Origin of the sequence: Bacteroides eggerthii (assembly GCF_025146565.1) — a bacterium.
Classification (GTDB): domain Bacteria; phylum Bacteroidota; class Bacteroidia; order Bacteroidales; family Bacteroidaceae; genus Bacteroides; species Bacteroides eggerthii.
Genome location: NZ_CP102258.1, coordinates 3,775,487 through 3,793,331, shown reverse-complemented (window position 1 = coordinate 3,793,331; position 17,845 = coordinate 3,775,487). Strand labels below are relative to the sequence as shown.

Below are 17,845 nucleotides of genomic sequence, written 5' to 3'. Positions count from 1 at the left end.
GAAGGAAAAGTAATGGAAACGATAAAAGAATTTATTGTTGAAGCAATAAAGCTTCCGGAAGTGTGGATATACATGATAACGCTTGCTATTGTAGGCTGGAATCTTCCAGCTATCAGAAAAGGGTTGAATAAAGATACACATTCCTCAAATAAGCAGAAAAAGGAGAGGTAATATAAGTTTTTTCAGCTTTTGTAAAAGCTTATAAAGAACTGTCTCTGTACAATTTTTAATTAAAAGGATAAGTCCTAAAGTCGGGATGCTGAGAACCAAAAAGAATAGAAAAAAATGGAATTCATCATTCATATCCAATTGGAATCTAAACGTAAAATAAGTATAACCGGACACGGAAGCCAATAGGAAAATCGGAAGATTTATTCCTTTCTTTCCTAACAGAAGTACAGATAAGGGAAGAAAAAGGACCGTGTATATGGCAGATACTCCCATTACAAGTGAAATTTGTGTATATAAGGAATATGATTCAAAGGAAGACGTAAACAGGAATAATGTAGGATATAGCATAAGAGAACAAGCAATAAAGCATCTGATGAAATCCAAATAATGCTCAGGAAGACACGCTAATATCTCTGCCGTTTTTTCGAAGTAGGACATAATATTGATTTTAACAATTGATTGCGAAAATAGGTAAACAACTATTATGTACAAAGTAATTGAAATAGAATTTTGAAGAGTAACAAAATGAAAAGATATAAAAGCATCGTGTTTACTTTTCCTGAAAAAACTCATCCGATGGAAATATCAGGAGAACGCCGAGGAAGTATGCCAAAGCAGAAACAATACAAGAATTCCGTCCTATTCTCACGAACCGGACGGAATGAAACAACGCAAATTTTAGAATATTTTATTTATGACGTAGCTGGTGCAAAGATAGGAATTTTGATAAGAACAGAGAAATAACACTTATAACATATTGAAAAAATTGAAACAATGGCAAAGGTTTATGTGGCAAGCAGCTGGCAAAATGAATACCAGCAATCAATAGTTTCCTTCCTGCGCCGGAAGGGGCACGAGGTGTACGATTTCATGAGCCCCGAGGGAAAAACGGATTTTCACTGGTCGCAGGTTAGTGAGAACTGGCAGCAGATGGATACGGATGAACACCTGGATGCGTTGGAGCACCCGCTTGCCCAGACAGGGTTTAAATCGGACTTCGATGCCATGAGGTGGGCTGATGTTTGTGTACTTGTACTTCCCTGCGGGGCTTCCGCGCATTCCGAGGCGGGATGGATGAAGGGAGCCGGCAAGAAGGTGGTTGTGTATCAGAACCGACCGCAAAAACCGGAGCTGATGTACAAACTCTTTGACGGGATATTCCCGATGGCTGCAGATATAGCCCGGTTCCTGAAAGAACTTGATAATATGAATGATTTAAAATCAATGTGATGGAACATGATTTTTTAACCGAAAACATAATCCGTTTTTATAAAAGCGGATACGCTGTTCCAACATTTTGGTTCATTTTTCTTGCAGTATATCTATTAATGTTATTTGTGCCCTGGAATAAAAACAAATAAGTATGATACAAAATAGAACTTACATCACAGTCATTTTTCTCCTGAGTCTTCTTTCAGGGAAAGCCCAGAAAATAGAAGAGCTTACCGCCATACCTCTGGAAATCGGCTATGAAAAGACGCTGCACCTGATATTTCCCACCGAAGTGAAATACTACAGTATCGGTGGGGATTACGTCATTGGCGAGAAAGTAACGAACTGTCCGGAGATTATACGCCTGAAGGCTGCGGAGGAGAACTTTCCGGGTGAAACAAATCTCTCTGTGGTAACCGCCGATACGAAATTCTACTCCTATGCCATACGTTACAATGCGCATCCGAAAGAAAGCTATATGCGTATAAACGGGGAGGCTCCCGTACCGCATATCCTGCCGGTGGGCAGAGACAAGCAACTCTTCCTTATCTTTCCTTCTGCTGTCTCTTATGTGGACTATGGCAGTACGAATGTGGAAGTTGAAAAAGCCGAGGGAGTGGACAATATCCTGGCTGTAAAAGCCATGCGAGCCTATACGGAAGATACGAACATTTCCGTGGTGGTTGAAAGTGGTAAATTCTATACGTTTGACCTGCGCTATGTACCTGCCCCGGAGCGTTTCAGTTTCGTTATTGATAAGGAAGATACACAAAAAGTGGCCATACTTGATGAAAAGGAACGTTCAAGCGAACAGAAAGAAAGGATCAGGGAAGCAATCGGCAAACGGCTACCACTGGATCTGGGACTCAAAGACAAGAATGCCGGCATGGAATTCGAGATTGGAAACATCTTCATCGACGCGGACATACTGCTATTGCGTATGACGCTGACAAACCGTACCCAAATCGGTTATACGACGGATTTTATGAGGTTTTATATTCAGGATGCCAAGATCCGCAAGAAAACGGCGGTACAGCAGCTTGAGCAGAATATCTTGTTCACCTTCGACTATCCGGAGGAGATACCGGCACACGAGAGCCGGACATTTACGGTGGCTATGAACAAATTCACCATTCCGGATAAAAAGAGACTCGTCATCGAGATCCAGGAAAAGAACGGTGGCCGGCATTTCCTGTATAAGCTGAAGAACAAGTCGCTCCTGGATGCAGAAGAGGTATTCAGGAATAGAGAACAGCAGGAGACGGAAGAGGAAGCCGACAGGATATTAAGGAGGATAGCCCGATGAGAGTGCTTCTGTTCATATTGTTTTTCCCTTTTTCTTTCTCCGGGCATGATGACGGAAAGGAACTGCTTGATATGGCACTTGATAAGTGTGAACGCCTGGAAAGTTTGAAAGATTACCGGGACATACTTTCCCGGTACGGAATGACAGACAAGCTCCCGCTGGCCTGCCCCCTGAAAGAGAAGTTCCGTATCAGCAGCACGTATGGCGGCAGGATTCATCCTGTAACGAAAAAACGTAGTTTCCATTCAGGCATTGACATGGCTGTGGAACTGGCCGCACCCGTCTATGCCACCGCTTCGGGCACGGTTACTTTCGCGGGGAGAAAAGGCGGATATGGAAGATGTGTCGTTATACGGCATTCTTACGGCTTTGAAACGCTGTATGCTCATCTGGCTGCGTATTATACCACAAAAGGGGAAAAACTCGTGAAAGGGGCTGTAATCGGCTTTGCAGGGAGTACGGGAAGAAGTACCGGCTATCACCTGCATTATGAGATAAGGAAATACGGCAAAACTATAAAACCATATTGGTATGGATATGACAATCAAAGATGAAATAGAACAGCTTATCCTGCGGTGCATCGCTTCCGACGGGCTGAAGGCTTGTCCGAAGGATCTGGCTTTCCTGGAGAAATACGGGCTGAAGAACCTGTTTTTCTTTTCTGTGGAATATGGAATGGAAGGTGCGGATACACAGTCACTCGACGGCAGGGCAAAAAGTCAGATAAGATGGAATCTCTATGTGACGGACTTCCCTCTCCTGCGGCGTATGTATGAACGGGAAGGGAAAGGAGCATTGATGGAGTGCCTTTATTTGGAGGAAAGATATTTCAGGAAGTTCCTAAGCATAACCGGACAGGAGGATAAGCCATGACAAATCTGTCAGTTGTCAATTACATAGAGCGGATCAACCGGACGTACCGCTTCATCCGGATGGAAAGTACAGGCAGTCTAAGTGAACTGGCCGCCAAAGTGCGGGTAAGCGAGAGGACCATCAGCAATTATCTGGAGGAACTCCGGTTGATGGGAGCGGAAATAAAGTTCAGCAGGGTAAGGAATACCTATTATTTTGATAACCAGTTCGTACTTTATGCGACGTTCGAAGCACGTATCGAGGCGGAGGTCTTGAATGATTCAGAATAGCATCTTGTATGCAATTATAACAAATCTTTTAAAAACAATTAATTATGAGAAAAGTAAAATTTTTATTGTTGGCGGCATTGACGGCGATGTTCGTTGGCTGCCAGAGTGATGAAGTTTTGGAGCAGGATTCCGACAATGACAGACCAACTCCTACCGGTGATACACGTATTACCATTGAAGGAGAAGGTATGAAAGATGTAACAACCCGTTCTTCGGACGGAAGGGTTGATTTTGCAGGGGGATATGCAACGGGAGCGGGATTATACAATGGTACTTCAACTCCAACCGTAGCCGCATATCCTAATCCGGGATATGAGGTAAACTACTTCTATGGCGGACCCGCGAATGAACCTCAAAAGTATGATTATGCACAAAGTTCCGCTTCTTCATTTGAAGTAAAGTTAGACGGTCAGGATCATAGATTTCATTGCGGATTCAAAGAAAAGAAGCGTAATTTGACTGTTAATGCGGGTTCCGGCGGTTCCGTTTCTCCATCAGGGACAAACAGTTACCAGGTGGAAAATGCAATCAATATTACGGCCACTCCGAATACTGGGTACAGATTTTCCGGTTGGACGGTTACAGGTGGTGATGTAACTATCGCAAATTCAGGGAGTTCAAGTACCACTGCAACCTTACATAGTTCCAACAGTACTATTACAGCAAGATTTGAGGTAAAAATCTTAAACAACTATATCAAAGGAGAAATGTCTGTTTATAGTTCTAAAAGTCTTCAATTGAAAGTAACCTCCGGGTTTCCAATTACTTCCCCTATTACAATCAAATACTCTGCAAGAGGAATGTTTTATGTGGATGAACAGGATGAATGGGGAGGCATGCAACCGCCTGACCAGTATTTTGATTGTAGAGTTTGGACGGAGACTTTAACTGTCGGCCAATCTGCATGGGAATTCATTTTCATGCCAGATGAAATGGGAACGAATATTCCATATTTGCCGGGTAAGGCAGTTATCACAAGTTTGGATGATTGGTATATGGACTTTAAAGAGTTTTCCGATGATAGATATAATTACCTGAAGTGGTAATGAATACCAATTTATCATAAAGAAAGGAACTATCTACTTTTGAACTGCATTCCAAAAGTTAGACAGAAGGCTTTTGGAGTGCAGTTCTTTTTTAAAGGACAGCCTCTTATGCTTTATAAGAGGTAACGGTTATCATTTGTATCATAGGACTATAATATTATAAGTTACTCCATTGTAAACATATGTATCTCCATTAGTTTTTTCAATACCATTTACATAGATGTTCCAACCCCAACTGCCACCATTAGATACTCCAAGCCAGAAATTATTGTGGTCCGATTCCTTTTGTCCGGCTTTTAACGTTACAGTAGTAGTTCTTTCATAACTTGTTTCTTGAGGTGGATCATAACGGTCATCCCATTCTATTATTGTTTGCCAGGCAGTGAGTTTAACTTCGAAAGGCAAAATCACACTTGAACTGATATACATATTTTCAAATCCACCATCGGCCAGTTTTCCATGAAAGTAGATATCTATGGAATTTATACTGAAATTCGCTGTAATAGTACTGTTGGAATTGACGATAAATTATTAGCTTCTGAAAGAAAAAGTTCGGGCTATTCTTTTCTCCGCTTTTTCCAATTCTCTAAATCTTATTTTAGATATAGAATTATAAATTGTAGCTTCATTTATATCTGCATATGTTTCTGTAGTACGTATATTGGTGTGTCCAAGAATTTCTTTAATGGTTGTAAGCGGTGTGTTATGATAAAGCAAAAGAGTTGCTGCAGTATGCCTTCCGGTGTGAAAGGAAATATTTTTTTTCCCACGAAAAAGCTTTTTATAAATTCGTTTAATAATCCGATTACACACAGCATTGGATGGCATATGGAAAAGTTTTCCTCTGGTTCTATGAAATAATCTCATTATTCCCAGTGCTCTTCCTGAGAACATTTGTTCAATGGGCACAAAAACTTTTTGACCTGTTTTTTTCATTGTAAGGAAAAGCCAACGTTTATTCCTGATCCGTTTGATATTTGAATACTCAACCGAACAAATATCAGAATAACGTAAACCGGTCAAACAAGAAAAAAGGAAACCTGCAAGGATTTCTTTTTCTCTATCTGCCATAGTTTCAAATTCTGTTTGCAAATACTGATAAAGAATGAGCAGTTCCTTACTCGTCAGACTTTCTTTAAACGTTTTTTCTTGTTTAACACTGCACAAGCTGAACAGTTCTTCTATTGAGAGCTTCAGGTAGCCTTTTCGACATGCCTGATGAAATGCTTTCTTCAGATGCTTCATGTGTTTAATTATAGTGTTGGCTCGCATTTTTAAGGATAAGAGGAATAATTCATAACCGCATACAAATGCTTTATCTATGTTACAGAAACGTGCGGCGGGAGCGTACTCTTTCAAGGTATCAAGAGTTCGAAAATAATTTTTACGAGTAGAGTCTTTTATATTAATATCATGGCATATATCAGAAAAAAAATCAATGAATGTATTGTAATTCTTACCGGTATCTTTTTCTGGTAAGGTTGATTTTACTTGATCATAATATCCACCTAATTCTTTATCTTCCAAAGATACCTCTTCAGCTATTTCCCATACTTCAGATATTGAAATATTAATTTCTTTATCTCCATTGAATAAGTATATATTTCCCTTGATTTCACTAATATCAGTTTGTGACAAGAAGTCCGTAATGCAATTACGTATTTTAGTTGCCAATATATCAATTCGCTTCATTTTTGCTTCAAAAATACTTCTTTTTATGTGATTTGAGAAGTAAATAAATCATGAATGAAATTAGCTTAGAACCAACAGTACTATTACGGCAAATTTCACTACTGGTGTAGCTGTTTATCATTTTTCTTCCTCTAATAGTGACTATGGTACAGTTTCTCAACAACTCGCTATTATTGAGGATTGGCGAGATTTGGATGAAGGTGGTTTTAAGGTATATCCCATAGCAAACAGTGGTTATTATTTCAATGAATGGATATGTAGGATACCCAGTGCTATTTCTTATGAATCTGTTCCTGATTGGATGATTCAAAATGACGGCAGCCTTTGGTTTAATAATAGCCAGTATGGAGAGGATTATCCATCAGGCACAGAGTTCCGGGCTGTATTTTCCGACAGTCCGAATCGTAAACAATATACAGTTACAATTACAGTTGCAGAATGGATTAATGATAAATGGGTACAAAAGGGTGATTATTCATTATATTGGGCGGGAAATGACATCTCATCAGGCAAACGGTCAATAAGCAAGACTTTCTTTGAAGGGGATATCTGTCACTTCAATTTTATTGCAGGCAGTGATTCTCATGGATATTATGAATATAGAGGAGTAAAGGACAGCAACAGGAATACAGTATCCGGTATTGCAGAAGATAATGGTTTGTCATTTACGGAGACGTAAAATAAACTGTGTCATGCGGCGTTTTCTTCCAAGCTCATCGGTCGGGGATCGGCCAGCGCCAAGGGGGTGCACCAGCACTCCCGACGAGCGTAAAGTTACAACAATTTAAATCTGTCTCCAAACTTTATCGCTAATTGTTGTGCGATGGCCGCCCAGTTGGCTATGGGCATGGTCCATTTCTTGCGTATGTTGCGGTAAGCGAGATAAACCAACTTTTCAAGGGCGGTGTCGTTAGGGAACACGCCCTTGTTTTTTGTCACTTTCCGCACTTGGCGGTGATAGCCCTCGACTGTATTCGTGGTATAAATCATACGTCGTATATCCGACGTAAACTGGAAGTATTCAGTAAGCCTTTCCCAGTTATCCTGCCAAGACTTGATAACGATAGGGTATTTCTCACCCCATTTTTCTTCCAGATTAAAAAGTCCTGTCTCAGCGGATTCCTTATTTACCGCACCATAGACATGTTTCAGATCCCTCATGAACTCTTTTTGGTGCTTGCTGCCGACATACTTGATGGAGTTACGTACCTGATGGACAATACAGAGCTGGACAATAGTATCAGGAAACACACTTTGGATAGCGTCTGGGAAGCCTTTCAATCCGTCAACACAAGCTATGAGTATGTCACAGACACCACGGGTCTGCAAGTCTGTCAATACATTCAGCCAGAAGTTCGCGCCCTCATTCTTAGAGATATACATCCCTAACAGATCCTTATGTCCCTCGCTGTCCAGAGCCAGTACATTGTAAATCGCACGGGTTACGGCACAGCCTCTCTCGTCCATTACCTTATAATGGATGGCATCCATCCAGACTATCGGATAAACGCTGTCCAGGCTACGGGAACGCCATGCCTTTATTTCCGGAAGTACACGATCGGTGATGGCGCTAATTGTCTCAGCAGACACACGATTACCCAAGTTCTCCTCCATCCAGTCACTTATCTCACGTGTGCTGTTTCCCAAAGCATAAAGTCCGATGATACGGTCTGCAACACCTTCTGCAAGAATGGTTTCACGCTTTTTTATGAACTGGGGTTCAAAGGTGGAGTTACGGTCACGAGGGGTAGATACGGTGACTTCTCCCATCGAAGTCTGTACTTGTTTTTGCATCTTGCCATTACGACGGTTGCCACTCATGCGTTCATCCTCAGAAAGATGAGCGTCCATCTCACCTTCAAGGGCAGCATTTAATATACTCTCCAACAACGGAGCAAAAGCACCGTCCTTACCTAACAAGGGTTTACCAGACTTCAACTGTTCAAGAGCCTTGTTCTTGATACTTTCAAAATCAAATTCTTCACTCATAAAATAAACTGTGTTAGCAAAGTTAATATTTTATTCTTTTCCTTAGCTGACACAGTTCAAATTACGGACTCTCATTTACCGTAACTTCTGATATAAATTACTACGTTGAGATGATGTACCAACGTTATTAATCTTTTACGAAGGTTTCCTCATTGTCTGCAAAGGAAACCTTCATTGCTGTTTACACCGGATGTTTTTTCCCAGAAAATTCTATAATATCTCTGTTAACTGAAAATAAAGGCTATCCATTCTATCCTTCATCTATAAAATGTGGCTATACTTTTGCATAGCTTTGTTCTTCATTTCATTCTCCTCTTTGTTCAAAGCAAATCCCATATATTTGCAGGTGTGGTCATTCCGTAGAATACATATACACATCCTTTTATAAGTCGGGATCTCCTTAAACTCCTCGATATCTATATCATCCAGATAGTCCATTCTCACTGGTTTCTTATTCGTTTTATAATTTGTACTATCACCAACCTGAATGGGAATATTGCGATCCTTCAGCTTCTGTATTACTTCGTCACTGAGAACCCCACCTTTTTCCTTCCAGAACTTGATACTGGTATCCAACTTCGCCAAATACCTATTCCGAGTTCGTTCAGGAAGGGTTGAAAGCAGGAACTCCATGAATGACTTCCAGGTATATCCTTTTGGCAGACGGATGCTTTTTCGTCCGGCAGCATGAGTGTTGCCGTAAAGCCCGGCAAAGCAGACTCCGTTGACACGTCCAATCATTCGCCCCCAGGTATTGGGATCAATAACTTTATACAGCGCAAGGCTTTCAATAGCCTCACTAATGAAAGGACTCGCCACACGCTGTCTGTCCAAACTTATTCCTGCCTGATAGTATAAATCATACAGGCGGTTATAGTCCCAATGGAACCGACCGTTGGCAACCCAAATATCCTCTGTTTTCCAGTCATAAAGAGGATACAAATTGTATATTCCCTCATCAATCCGGGTGCTCCATTCGCAGTCTTTATACTTTTCTTTGGTCTGTCGATAAATGGCGCGCCAACGGTTATAACTTTCTTGAGTACGTATACCTACCAGACAGCAGGTACGTTGTGCACCTTTTTGCTGATGGAACCAGCGCGAGAACTCCAGTTGAAAATCATAGTCCCACATTTGGCAGTTATAAAAAGGAAAGTTATTTACCGTCATCGCATCTTTGGGTATCTCTCTGACCCATGAGTCTTTCTTTGTTTCGTCCCAGGGACGCCAATAGTCTTGGTACATTGAGGTGCAAGTTGTTACACGAAAAGGTACACAAACACGATATATATCCAGAATATCTTTATTGCTTTTAAAGACGTGATCCACATAATCGATTGTCATACTGTACTGTATCTCATAATCCATGTGGAATACCCCGATATGGCGTTCCAAATGATGCTGACGAATATAATCTATGCATAAATTCAGTAATACTCCACTGTCTTTTCCCCCGGAAAAGGATATATATACGTTATCAAATTCCTTAAAAATTACATTCAACCTCTCTTGAATTAGGTCATATACGTTCTTTTTATTCATGATTATATTATCAAGACTCTACAATTAATTACAAAATTAAAAAAAAACTTATAAACAAAGATTGGAGGAGCAAAAACAATAATAAGCCCAACAGTACTATTACAGCCAGATTTGAGCAAACTATTATGGATAATGTAATCGGTGCTCGGTTTACCTTAGGCCCTGGTTCTCGTATTACTGTAGAAGTTTCAGCAGATTATCCCATCGCATCTCCTATCACAATCTCATACAGTGCACAAGGTACTTTTACATATGACAATGATCCACACGAACCCAGCCAGCCACCTATAGACTACTTTAGCAGCAGGACTCATACTAAGACTTTAAATGTTGGAGAATCCGAATGGGAATTTTGGTTTATACCGGATGTATCACCTGAAGAAGGAATGGGAATGCCAAGTGACGCTATTCTATTAACCATATCCTCTGCTTGGATAGATTTTGATAATTTTTCCGATTCTCAATATAATTACATTTGTGCTGAATAGAATAAATTGTCTGGTATAACAAAAGGGGCAGTCCCGGAAAAAATCCGGATAGCCCCTTTCTTCTTGTACCAGATGTATTATTCAAATATGTAGATTATGCCATTGTATGTATATGTAATGGTATCTTTGAATGGATTATACGTTTTTCCATTAATCACTATATACGTCCAGAAAGAGCCTAACTGATCAACTCCGGATGTTCCGGAATCCAATTTATTATGATTTGAGATGGTTGATCCGGTATAAAGCGTTACGCTTTCAGATGTTGTATAAGTATTATAGATTGGTGGATCTTCTCTGTCATCATACTCTATCACATCCTGATTCACTGTGACTCTTACATCAAATGGCAGCGGTTTTTCTGCTGTAATATAAAAATCTTCAACAACAATAGAACCTCCGTTACCATAAGTCATGTGTAGTTTCACATGTACAGACTCTTGCTCAAATCTGGCTGTAATAGTACTGTTGGAATTAAAAAATAATGAGATCCCGGTGCATCACTGCAGCGGGATCTCTCCACCTTAAATTCATCTTACTTTAATGCCAAATGAATTGTATCTTTATTTGTATTATCTATATACTTGTTGTAATTACTTATTTATCAATATTTAATTATACCATTCTGCAAGGGATACATTTATATAATTTAATGTTTCATCCCAAATATCTCCATTCACATGATTACGATTAAATAAATAGTCTGCATCCAATCTGAGAAGTTGCCATTCCGATGCCCCTTCAGGCAACCAATAAAGATGAATTATTGGCCCAGCATATTGAGTTCCATCCACATGAGGCATTGGATAGTATTGAGTGACTTTACATTCTATAATGCCTTTCCAAAATCGTACACCTGGTTGGATATTTATATCAACTCTTCCAATCTCGTCATTCCACTCATTATCATTAACGGCTTCTTTCTTCTGAATACTTGGTCTATATGAGTTAGAGGCAAGTTTAAATTCCCGTTCCCATACAGCTTTTATTTTTCCTTTCAAGGCCTTTTCTCCCTTATTAGATAAAGTAAAGACTATATTGAATGATTGATTAAAAGGGATACGATAAGATAAAAAGGTAGTATTATCTTGGCCTTCCAATTCTATATCGCGTAATGCCGGCAGATTATCCGGTGCAGGTGCTTTTACTTCATACAGCCATTCCTCATCCGTACTGCCATAGTCATAATCTACTGCCTTGCACCACATTGTTTCTCCTTTCTTACGGAACAGAGGAACAAGCTGGTATGTACCGGGAGCGGAAGTAATATAGCACTGGATACGCTTACCGTCCCATGCACCATTGGTCTTGATGTCTATCGGCTGGAATTTCTCCACTATCTCATTGGTTCCTTCCCTCATGAATACAAAGCGCAGTTCTCCTTCCGATGTACCGCACCAGGGATAGTAGAATGTACCGAAAACCTTACCTTCATTCTGATAGCAATCATAGCCGTATTCCGTATAGTTCGGCCAAATGGTAAATTCGTAATCTTCCGGATTCGGATTGAGTATGATTTCATCCGTCTTACCATATCGGCTCCAATATTCCACATCTATATCAACCTGTTCCTTGTTTACTGGGGAATTATAGTTTCCTGTCATTTTCAAGGTGTAGGTGTATTTCATACCTGCCTGCCATTCATGCAGTACTGGGAATGTATAGGTATGTTCCTGCCCGTCAATGGTAAAACTTACATATACCGGTTCGTCGTGCGCCGGCTTGGGCATAAGGATGGCATCCACAATCACCGGGTTGGCATCATTGAGCATGTAGTTCCCGCCGGCCTTGATTATCCCCCGACCTGTTCCGTAATCCTTTGTTATCGTTCCTGCTGTGGCATCAAGCGTTCCAGCCGTATATACATTCTTGAAAGTCATGTCCGATACCAGCCCCGTACCCATGTATTCGTCTTTCATCAGGCGTACGCGTACCAATGTCATCGCATGCTTCATTTCCAGACTTGCAGTCGGAATATCCTTTGTTACCTTAGCCGTTCCATACAATATGTCGTCCTGGTCTGTCAAGTCGAAAGCAACCTTCGCATAGTCGGTCACAGCTTTGTCATACGGCAGATATGCTACTACATCGGCATCTCCTTCCACCGGTACATCCCGGTCTGCATTCCAGGTTTTCCCGTCAAAAAGATAAGAGGCGTTCTTTGTTGTCTGGCCGGTTCCACTTGTAGCGACAAAGACCCCCATGTCATGTCCCGGCATGAATGCTTCTATAATCCCTCTGGTCTGCGACATTGATTGTAGCGATGCAGTAATGCCCAACTGTATTTTGTCCGGCTTTTCATCCGGTTCATCCTTGTCTCCCGGTCCTACTACCGGCGGTTCGGGTTCCGGCAATACCCCATCCTCTCCGCATGAAAAAAGCGTGCATGCGAGTGAAGCTACCAATATGTATCCGTATATCTTCATTGTTCTTAAAATAAAGTATATTACTTAATAAGTATATTATATATTTTACTTGTTTACATACTTTCTCCAGAATTCTTCCAGCTTGTCGCGGTCCAAAGTCCCGTCTTCCCTGACGAAGCATCCCACTATTTTTTCAAGTACCGTTTTGACTCCCCTGCAACGGTGATCGGACGCGAATGACCTCAGCTCCCATACCAGATCCTCTGTTATTGCAATGCTTTGGTTATATGCCTTTCCTGCCGTTTTTTTTTCTTTCACAGGATTTTCTCCTACTATACCTTCCAAAGATATCCCTTTTGATTTGAACTCTTTCATAACGTCTATACAGTTATTCCTATTTTGCATTTAACTTTTCAATTCTCAGGAGAAATTCCTCTGTCAATTTGCGGTAATCCTCCGCTCCATTGGATGAAGGCGCATAATCGAAAATGCTCATGGCATTGTATTGGGCTTCTCCCAATGCCACATTGTTACGGATCACCACCTCGAATACGCTTTCTCCCAATGTCTCCTTCAGGCTTTCCCTGATATCCAGGTCCAGTTTCCTCTTAGCATTATATCTGGTCATGAAGTAACCGAGTATCCGGACGCCGGCTCCGAGCTTCCTTTTCAGCAGACTGATGATATAGTGTATTTTCTCAATTCCTTTCATTGCGAAATAATTTCCGTCTGTAGGTATGATTACAAAATCACTTGCCATTAATGCGTTCTGTGTGATAATCCCCAATGAAGGCGGGCAGTCTATCAATATATGATCATACTTTCCTTCCAGGCCTTTTATGATTTCCCTGAAAAGGAATTCTCTGCCGGGAGCCGTATTCATTACCACTTCCATTGCCGCCAAATCCAATGATGTCGGTATGACATCCACCTTTTCCAACCATTTTTGCGGTTTCAGCCTCAAAGGTTTGTCCTGCATACAATCCTGCAATACACTCTCAAGCAGGCTGTCCTGGGAAAGGCTTGCCATTTCTTCCCCGAATGTCGCTATCGTCGTATTTGCCTGCGGATCTGCATCGATAATGCAAACCTTTTTGCCATAGAACTTTGCAATTCCGGCTGCCAGATTCAATAAGGATGTGGTCTTTGCAACCCCGCCCTTATGATTTACACATGCTGTCGTTAATGTTTTCATTATATTTATATCTCCTTGATTATTACGGTGTAAAGATAGTAATAATTGTGCATTACTGCAAATATTTTACCATGTTTTTACTTATTAAGTATAATACTTGAATATATTTTATATTGTATTAATTAAAATATCAATATGTATATATAAGTAATTTACTTGTTTTATTTGTAAAGCATAAACATATAAAAAGTATTTTACTTTCAAGAGAAAACCGGTGTATCAGCCGGGATGCTTAATAAATGTAAAACGCAACGGCGTTGCGGCAAATTAAAATACTTTCGTTCAAAACATGAAAGCAGAAAATGCTTACGGCATGTGATAAAGTGGCAGGAAAGGTTGAAATCGTTTCATGTGTTACCGGAGAAGTTCCGAACGGTTTAAGAAATGAAAAAGCCCCCGGCCTGTTAAAAGTAACGCCAATCACTTTGTAACATTACGCAGAACCGCGCAACCGGGGGCAAGTACCCTCTGTTACGGTTCTGCTTTTTTATGTTACAAAAATGATTGGCGTTGCAAAGATACAATAAAATTATATATATGACATTATTCGAGATATTAAACCTAAACAAGGAACTATTGGAGCTTTTGGCCGAAATGGGTTCCAAGCCGGATGACTACAAGTATATCAGTCTGTATAAAGAGTATGAGAAGATGCGCAATACCGGCGACAAAGTAACCTATTGTGTTACCGTCCTTTCTGCCAGGCATGGTGTCTGTGAACGTAAGGTGTACGAGATTATCGGACGTTTTAAAAAGAAGTGTATGCATCACGCAGTATGAGTGTGCTATTTTTTTTGTTTTCATGGGTGAATAAGAAGAACTTTGCGCCTGAATTATGAACACAACCATTATATAACACGCTCAAAAGACTATAACAATGGAAAAGACTTACTCCCAGGCCCCGCTTCCTTTCGTGGGTCAGAAACGCATGTTCGCATCGGAATTCAGGAAGGTTCTGAAGCGTTTCAGTGACAAGACTGTTTTCATCGACCTGTTCGGCGGTTCCGGCCTGCTGTCGCATATCACCAAACGGGAACGGCCGGATGCCACTGTAATCTACAATGACCACGACAACTATCGTGAACGTCTGGGGAATATTCATCGTACCAATGAACTGCTGGAGGACCTGCGTGAGACAGCCAAAGGTTATCCCCGGCATAAAAAGATCACAGGCAGTATGCGCGATGTGTTTTTAGAGCGCATACTTCAGGACGAGCAAAACGGTTTTGTGGATTATCTTACCCTTTCATCATCCCTTCTTTTCTCCATGAAGTATGTTCTGAACTTTGAAGAATTGAAGAAGCAGAACCTTTATAACAAGTTGCGCCAAAACGATTACAACTGTGACGGTTATCTTGACGGTCTGGAAGTGGTCTGTTGTGACTATAAGGAACTTGCGGATAAGTACAATGCCGATACGGATGTTGTCTTTCTGGTTGATCCGCCCTACATGGCAACGGATATCAGTACATACAAAATGGACTGGAGGCTGCAGGATTACCTGGATGTACTGCTTGTCCTAAGCGGGCATCCGTTTGTCTATTTCACTTCCGGAAAATCACCCATACTGGATTTCTGTGAGTGGATGGAGCAACATCCTGGTATAGGCAATCCTTTCAGGGGGACATGCAAGTCCACACTTACGGCACGAATGAACTACAACTCGTCCTATACGGATATCATGCTTTACAAAGGGACTGCAGAAGCAGCTTAAGAACGTCCTTATATACCATCATATACATTTTACCACCTTGAATTCATCTTAGAGGACACTCCGGATGTGATATCCTGAGTGTCCGTTCTCTTTTTATTGTATATCGCAACGCAATTGCGATGAACCGCCGTACCTTGCTTCCCGAAAGCATATCATTATAATTAAAACAGACAGTTATGTTGAATAAAAGCAGTGCATTACCGGGAACAGCCCGGTTAAAGGCGATCCTGGAAGATCCGGATACGATTCTACAAATTGAAAAACCTACCGAGAAGATGCAACTGGCCGCAGTACAGAAAAAGCCGGAACTCATTGGGCATCTTCCTTTTGCCACAGAAAAGGTACAGCTCTCGGCTGTCATCACCTCTGCGGAAAGCATCTTCCTGATACACAACCCTTCACCGACAGCCTGTTTCGTCGCTATGGAAGGGATATTGGGACTAAGTCTTTTCCCCGGCCGGACAGTACTGGAAGCGGCAAAAGAACTGGTGCTGCAGATGCAGAAAGACAAAGCCGGGGAAAGGTCGAGTACAGCAGCCATTGAAAAATTCATGAAAGAAGTCGAACCTTTTAAAAACTGACACATATATGCCTACCGTTTTAGAACGACTGGCCGCCCTTTTCAGCCGGGATATGAGGGCGGTTCTCCGAAATCCCCGCGCCATCAGCATGATTGAAAACCCTTCCGAGCGTGTCCAGATGGCGGCAATACGAAGGGACAGAAGTGTTATCTGCTTCATAGACAAGCCTGCGGAAAAGGTACAGCTTGCCGCAATCAAGGGAGCCCCGCATAATATCCATTTCATTGCCACACCCAGTGAAAAAGTGCAGCTTACCGTCATACGCAACAGGCCTGTCTATATCGGTTTCATTTCTTCCCCTACGGAAAAGGCCCAGATAATGGCCGTGGAAAGAAAACCGGAATGCATCTCCCTGATAAAAAAGCCTGCGGAAAAAGTACAGTTAATGGCCGTATTGAGAAATCCTCAATACATCGCTTCCATCAAGGAACCTGCAGAGAAGGTACAATTGGCGGCCGTACAGAAAGCTCCGGAGTATATCCGGTATATTGAAGAGCCGACAAAGAAAGTACAACATATGGCCGTACAAGGAGATCCGGGAGTATTCCGGTATATCAAATCCCCTTCCGAGACAGTACAGCTGGCCGCAGTACAAGCCAGGGGAGAAAATATCGGTTATGTATCCGCACCTTCGGAAATCATGCAGTTTGCTGCAGTCAGGGAGAATCCCGGTAATGTCCGGTTCATTGAAGAACCGGCGGAGAAAGTACAGCTTTTTGTTCTGCATACTGACAAAAAAGCCGCACAGCTCATCCGGCATCCTTCGGAAAAGGTGAAAAGACAGGCAGAGGAGATGTACGGTGTCAAATTGGAAGGTGTTGCTGAAATAAAAAACGAAACGGAAACAGAAGCAGGAACTGCAACATCGAAAGACAAGGACAATGCCGATGCAAATGAAAACGCTTCTGCCGGGAAGAAAAGCAGGGAGACGCAAAAGCCGTCCGCCAAAACCGTAAAGGCCGCCACCGAAAAACTGGACGGGGAGATAAAGGACATCAATATGGAATATGACAAAGCCGTCCGGGAGATCCGGCAGAAAGAAGATGCCGGTTCCCGTCAGTCCGCGCTTCGGAGTGCCGGGGCAAACAGGGACAGACAGCTTGCTAAAGCCGTCGGGCAATTCAGTGAGTCGTCAACTTCCGGAAAGAAAGGGTACGATATGGAAAACATCATCAAGGATTTGCGCAAGGAAGGTGTCAAGGTGGAGAATATGCAGGCTACGGAATGGAATGCCCTGCTCAAAGGCAAGAGTATAAGTTCTTCCGCCGGTTCCACCACCCGGAAGGCCGCGACAAAAAGCCGTGCGTTGATGCTTTCGAAAACGCCGGTGGGATATACGCTCAAAGCCATAGGTACGACCAACCGGATGAGCCGGCAGGCCAGTGCCGATATGTAGAAGTT

At 41.8% G+C, this 17,845-nt stretch carries 22 protein-coding genes; 14 read left to right on the top strand and 8 right to left on the bottom strand.

Going from position 1 to position 17,845, the window contains the following annotated elements:
• Positions 1-12 precede the first annotated feature (12 nt).
• The 8 genes from NQ546_RS15650 (at position 13) to NQ546_RS15615 (ending at position 4,877) form a co-directional block, all read left to right on the top strand.
• Entirely contained in the window at positions 13-171 is a 159-nt protein-coding gene (locus tag NQ546_RS15650; protein ID WP_004288848.1) for a hypothetical protein, read from the top strand.
• A gap of 525 nt (positions 172-696) precedes the next feature.
• Positions 697-915: a hypothetical protein gene (locus NQ546_RS15645; protein WP_004288851.1), complete on the top strand. Its 219-nt coding sequence runs from the start codon at positions 697-699 to the stop codon at positions 913-915.
• A gap of 30 nt (positions 916-945) precedes the next feature.
• Entirely contained in the window at positions 946-1,401 is a 456-nt protein-coding gene (locus NQ546_RS15640; protein WP_004288852.1) for an HFCD family protein, read from the top strand.
• A 133-nt stretch (positions 1,402-1,534) separates the two neighbouring features.
• Positions 1,535-2,689, top strand: a complete 1,155-nt coding sequence (traN, locus tag NQ546_RS15635) for a conjugative transposon protein TraN (protein WP_004288854.1) — start codon at positions 1,535-1,537, stop codon at positions 2,687-2,689.
• Positions 2,686-3,243, top strand: coding sequence for a M23 family metallopeptidase (locus tag NQ546_RS15630; protein WP_004288855.1), 558 nt, complete (start codon positions 2,686-2,688; stop codon positions 3,241-3,243). The genes traN and NQ546_RS15630 overlap by 4 nt, the downstream gene beginning before the upstream one ends.
• Positions 3,221-3,562 carry a hypothetical protein gene (locus NQ546_RS15625; RefSeq protein ID WP_004288856.1) on the top strand — a complete coding sequence of 114 codons (342 nt, stop codon included), beginning with the start codon at positions 3,221-3,223 and terminating at the stop codon, positions 3,560-3,562. The genes NQ546_RS15630 and NQ546_RS15625 overlap by 23 nt, the downstream gene beginning before the upstream one ends.
• On the top strand, positions 3,559-3,831 hold the full coding sequence (locus NQ546_RS15620; protein WP_004288857.1) for an HTH domain-containing protein: 273 nt from the start codon (positions 3,559-3,561) through the stop codon (positions 3,829-3,831). The genes NQ546_RS15625 and NQ546_RS15620 overlap by 4 nt, the downstream gene beginning before the upstream one ends.
• Before the next feature lie 44 nt (positions 3,832-3,875).
• The gene (locus tag NQ546_RS15615; protein ID WP_244924097.1) at positions 3,876-4,877 is read left to right on the top strand and encodes an InlB B-repeat-containing protein; all 1,002 of its coding nucleotides are present in this window, start codon (positions 3,876-3,878) and stop codon (positions 4,875-4,877) included.
• Positions 4,878-5,018: 141 nt separating this feature from the next.
• Here the strand turns inward: NQ546_RS15615 and NQ546_RS15610 are convergent, their stop codons facing one another.
• Together NQ546_RS15610 and NQ546_RS15605 are read right to left on the bottom strand one after the other, a co-directional pair.
• Complete coding sequence (locus NQ546_RS15610) at positions 5,019-5,306, bottom strand: hypothetical protein (protein WP_004288864.1); 288 nt, start codon at positions 5,304-5,306, stop codon at positions 5,019-5,021.
• 102 nt (positions 5,307-5,408) lie between these two features.
• The gene (locus tag NQ546_RS15605; protein WP_004288863.1) at positions 5,409-6,569 is read right to left on the bottom strand and encodes a tyrosine-type recombinase/integrase; all 1,161 of its coding nucleotides are present in this window, start codon (positions 6,567-6,569) and stop codon (positions 5,409-5,411) included.
• A gap of 190 nt (positions 6,570-6,759) precedes the next feature.
• On the opposite strand from NQ546_RS15605, the gene NQ546_RS15600 reads away from it, so the two are divergent.
• The gene (locus NQ546_RS15600) at positions 6,760-7,248 is read left to right on the top strand and encodes a hypothetical protein (RefSeq protein WP_115615898.1); all 489 of its coding nucleotides are present in this window, start codon (positions 6,760-6,762) and stop codon (positions 7,246-7,248) included.
• 95 nt (positions 7,249-7,343) lie between these two features.
• Here NQ546_RS15600 and NQ546_RS15595 read toward each other — a convergent pair whose 3' ends face one another.
• Together NQ546_RS15595 and NQ546_RS15590 are read right to left on the bottom strand one after the other, a co-directional pair.
• Positions 7,344-8,558 carry an IS256 family transposase gene (locus tag NQ546_RS15595; protein WP_115615956.1) on the bottom strand — a complete coding sequence of 405 codons (1,215 nt, stop codon included), beginning with the start codon at positions 8,556-8,558 and terminating at the stop codon, positions 7,344-7,346.
• A 261-nt stretch (positions 8,559-8,819) separates the two neighbouring features.
• Positions 8,820-10,100, bottom strand: a complete 1,281-nt coding sequence (locus NQ546_RS15590; protein ID WP_004288860.1) for a DUF3440 domain-containing protein — start codon at positions 10,098-10,100, stop codon at positions 8,820-8,822.
• Positions 10,101-10,225: 125 nt separating this feature from the next.
• Between NQ546_RS15590 and NQ546_RS15585 the strand changes: the two genes are divergently transcribed.
• Complete coding sequence (locus tag NQ546_RS15585; RefSeq protein WP_004288859.1) at positions 10,226-10,588, top strand: hypothetical protein; 363 nt, start codon at positions 10,226-10,228, stop codon at positions 10,586-10,588.
• A 77-nt stretch (positions 10,589-10,665) separates the two neighbouring features.
• Here NQ546_RS15585 and NQ546_RS15580 read toward each other — a convergent pair whose 3' ends face one another.
• The 4 genes from NQ546_RS15580 to NQ546_RS15565 form a co-directional block, all read right to left on the bottom strand.
• Positions 10,666-11,004 (bottom strand): hypothetical protein, encoded by a 339-nt coding sequence (locus NQ546_RS15580; protein WP_239463471.1) that lies wholly within the window; start codon positions 11,002-11,004, stop codon positions 10,666-10,668.
• 195 nt (positions 11,005-11,199) lie between these two features.
• Entirely contained in the window at positions 11,200-13,014 is a 1,815-nt protein-coding gene (locus NQ546_RS15575) for a fimbrillin family protein (RefSeq protein WP_004288866.1), read from the bottom strand.
• Positions 13,015-13,059: 45 nt separating this feature from the next.
• A complete protein-coding gene (locus tag NQ546_RS15570; protein WP_016662277.1) occupies positions 13,060-13,329 on the bottom strand; it encodes a hypothetical protein in 270 nt (89 codons plus the stop codon).
• 19 nt (positions 13,330-13,348) lie between these two features.
• Positions 13,349-14,149 (bottom strand): ParA family protein, encoded by an 801-nt coding sequence (locus NQ546_RS15565; RefSeq protein WP_004288868.1) that lies wholly within the window; start codon positions 14,147-14,149, stop codon positions 13,349-13,351.
• Between the two features lie 537 nt (positions 14,150-14,686).
• Between NQ546_RS15565 and NQ546_RS15560 the strand changes: the two genes are divergently transcribed.
• From NQ546_RS15560 to NQ546_RS15545, 4 genes are all read left to right on the top strand, one after another.
• Positions 14,687-14,929: a hypothetical protein gene (locus tag NQ546_RS15560; protein ID WP_004288870.1), complete on the top strand. Its 243-nt coding sequence runs from the start codon at positions 14,687-14,689 to the stop codon at positions 14,927-14,929.
• A 97-nt stretch (positions 14,930-15,026) separates the two neighbouring features.
• Positions 15,027-15,863: a DNA adenine methylase gene (locus tag NQ546_RS15555; protein ID WP_004288871.1), complete on the top strand. Its 837-nt coding sequence runs from the start codon at positions 15,027-15,029 to the stop codon at positions 15,861-15,863.
• 176 nt (positions 15,864-16,039) lie between these two features.
• A complete protein-coding gene (locus NQ546_RS15550; RefSeq protein WP_004288872.1) occupies positions 16,040-16,444 on the top strand; it encodes a hypothetical protein in 405 nt (134 codons plus the stop codon).
• Positions 16,445-16,451: 7 nt separating this feature from the next.
• Positions 16,452-17,840 carry a hypothetical protein gene (locus NQ546_RS15545; RefSeq protein ID WP_004288873.1) on the top strand — a complete coding sequence of 463 codons (1,389 nt, stop codon included), beginning with the start codon at positions 16,452-16,454 and terminating at the stop codon, positions 17,838-17,840.
• The last annotated feature ends 5 nt before the right edge of the window (positions 17,841-17,845 follow it).

Excerpts from the sequence above, each read along its gene's own strand:
- NQ546_RS15650 (WP_004288848.1), top strand. The coding sequence starts at position 13 with ATGGAAACGATAAAAGAATTTATTGTTGAAGCAATAAAGCTTCCGGAA.
- NQ546_RS15645 (WP_004288851.1), top strand. The coding sequence starts at position 697 with ATGAAAAGATATAAAAGCATCGTGTTTACTTTTCCTGAAAAAACTCAT.
- NQ546_RS15640 (WP_004288852.1), top strand. The coding sequence starts at position 946 with ATGGCAAAGGTTTATGTGGCAAGCAGCTGGCAAAATGAATACCAGCAA.
- traN (WP_004288854.1), top strand. The coding sequence starts at position 1,535 with ATGATACAAAATAGAACTTACATCACAGTCATTTTTCTCCTGAGTCTT.
- NQ546_RS15630 (WP_004288855.1), top strand. The coding sequence starts at position 2,686 with ATGAGAGTGCTTCTGTTCATATTGTTTTTCCCTTTTTCTTTCTCCGGG.
- NQ546_RS15625 (WP_004288856.1), top strand. The coding sequence starts at position 3,221 with ATGGATATGACAATCAAAGATGAAATAGAACAGCTTATCCTGCGGTGC.
- NQ546_RS15620 (WP_004288857.1), top strand. The coding sequence starts at position 3,559 with ATGACAAATCTGTCAGTTGTCAATTACATAGAGCGGATCAACCGGACG.
- NQ546_RS15615 (WP_244924097.1), top strand. The coding sequence starts at position 3,876 with ATGAGAAAAGTAAAATTTTTATTGTTGGCGGCATTGACGGCGATGTTC.
- NQ546_RS15610 (WP_004288864.1), bottom strand. The coding sequence starts at position 5,306 with ATGTATATCAGTTCAAGTGTGATTTTGCCTTTCGAAGTTAAACTCACT.
- NQ546_RS15605 (WP_004288863.1), bottom strand. The coding sequence starts at position 6,569 with ATGAAGCGAATTGATATATTGGCAACTAAAATACGTAATTGCATTACG.
- NQ546_RS15595 (WP_115615956.1), bottom strand. The coding sequence starts at position 8,558 with ATGAGTGAAGAATTTGATTTTGAAAGTATCAAGAACAAGGCTCTTGAA.
- NQ546_RS15590 (WP_004288860.1), bottom strand. The coding sequence starts at position 10,100 with ATGAATAAAAAGAACGTATATGACCTAATTCAAGAGAGGTTGAATGTA.
- NQ546_RS15585 (WP_004288859.1), top strand. The coding sequence starts at position 10,226 with ATGGATAATGTAATCGGTGCTCGGTTTACCTTAGGCCCTGGTTCTCGT.
- NQ546_RS15580 (WP_239463471.1), bottom strand. The coding sequence starts at position 11,004 with ATGACTTATGGTAACGGAGGTTCTATTGTTGTTGAAGATTTTTATATT.
- NQ546_RS15575 (WP_004288866.1), bottom strand. The coding sequence starts at position 13,014 with ATGAAGATATACGGATACATATTGGTAGCTTCACTCGCATGCACGCTT.
- NQ546_RS15570 (WP_016662277.1), bottom strand. The coding sequence starts at position 13,329 with ATGAAAGAGTTCAAATCAAAAGGGATATCTTTGGAAGGTATAGTAGGA.
- NQ546_RS15565 (WP_004288868.1), bottom strand. The coding sequence starts at position 14,149 with ATGAAAACATTAACGACAGCATGTGTAAATCATAAGGGCGGGGTTGCA.
- NQ546_RS15560 (WP_004288870.1), top strand. The coding sequence starts at position 14,687 with ATGACATTATTCGAGATATTAAACCTAAACAAGGAACTATTGGAGCTT.
- NQ546_RS15555 (WP_004288871.1), top strand. The coding sequence starts at position 15,027 with ATGGAAAAGACTTACTCCCAGGCCCCGCTTCCTTTCGTGGGTCAGAAA.
- NQ546_RS15550 (WP_004288872.1), top strand. The coding sequence starts at position 16,040 with ATGTTGAATAAAAGCAGTGCATTACCGGGAACAGCCCGGTTAAAGGCG.
- NQ546_RS15545 (WP_004288873.1), top strand. The coding sequence starts at position 16,452 with ATGCCTACCGTTTTAGAACGACTGGCCGCCCTTTTCAGCCGGGATATG.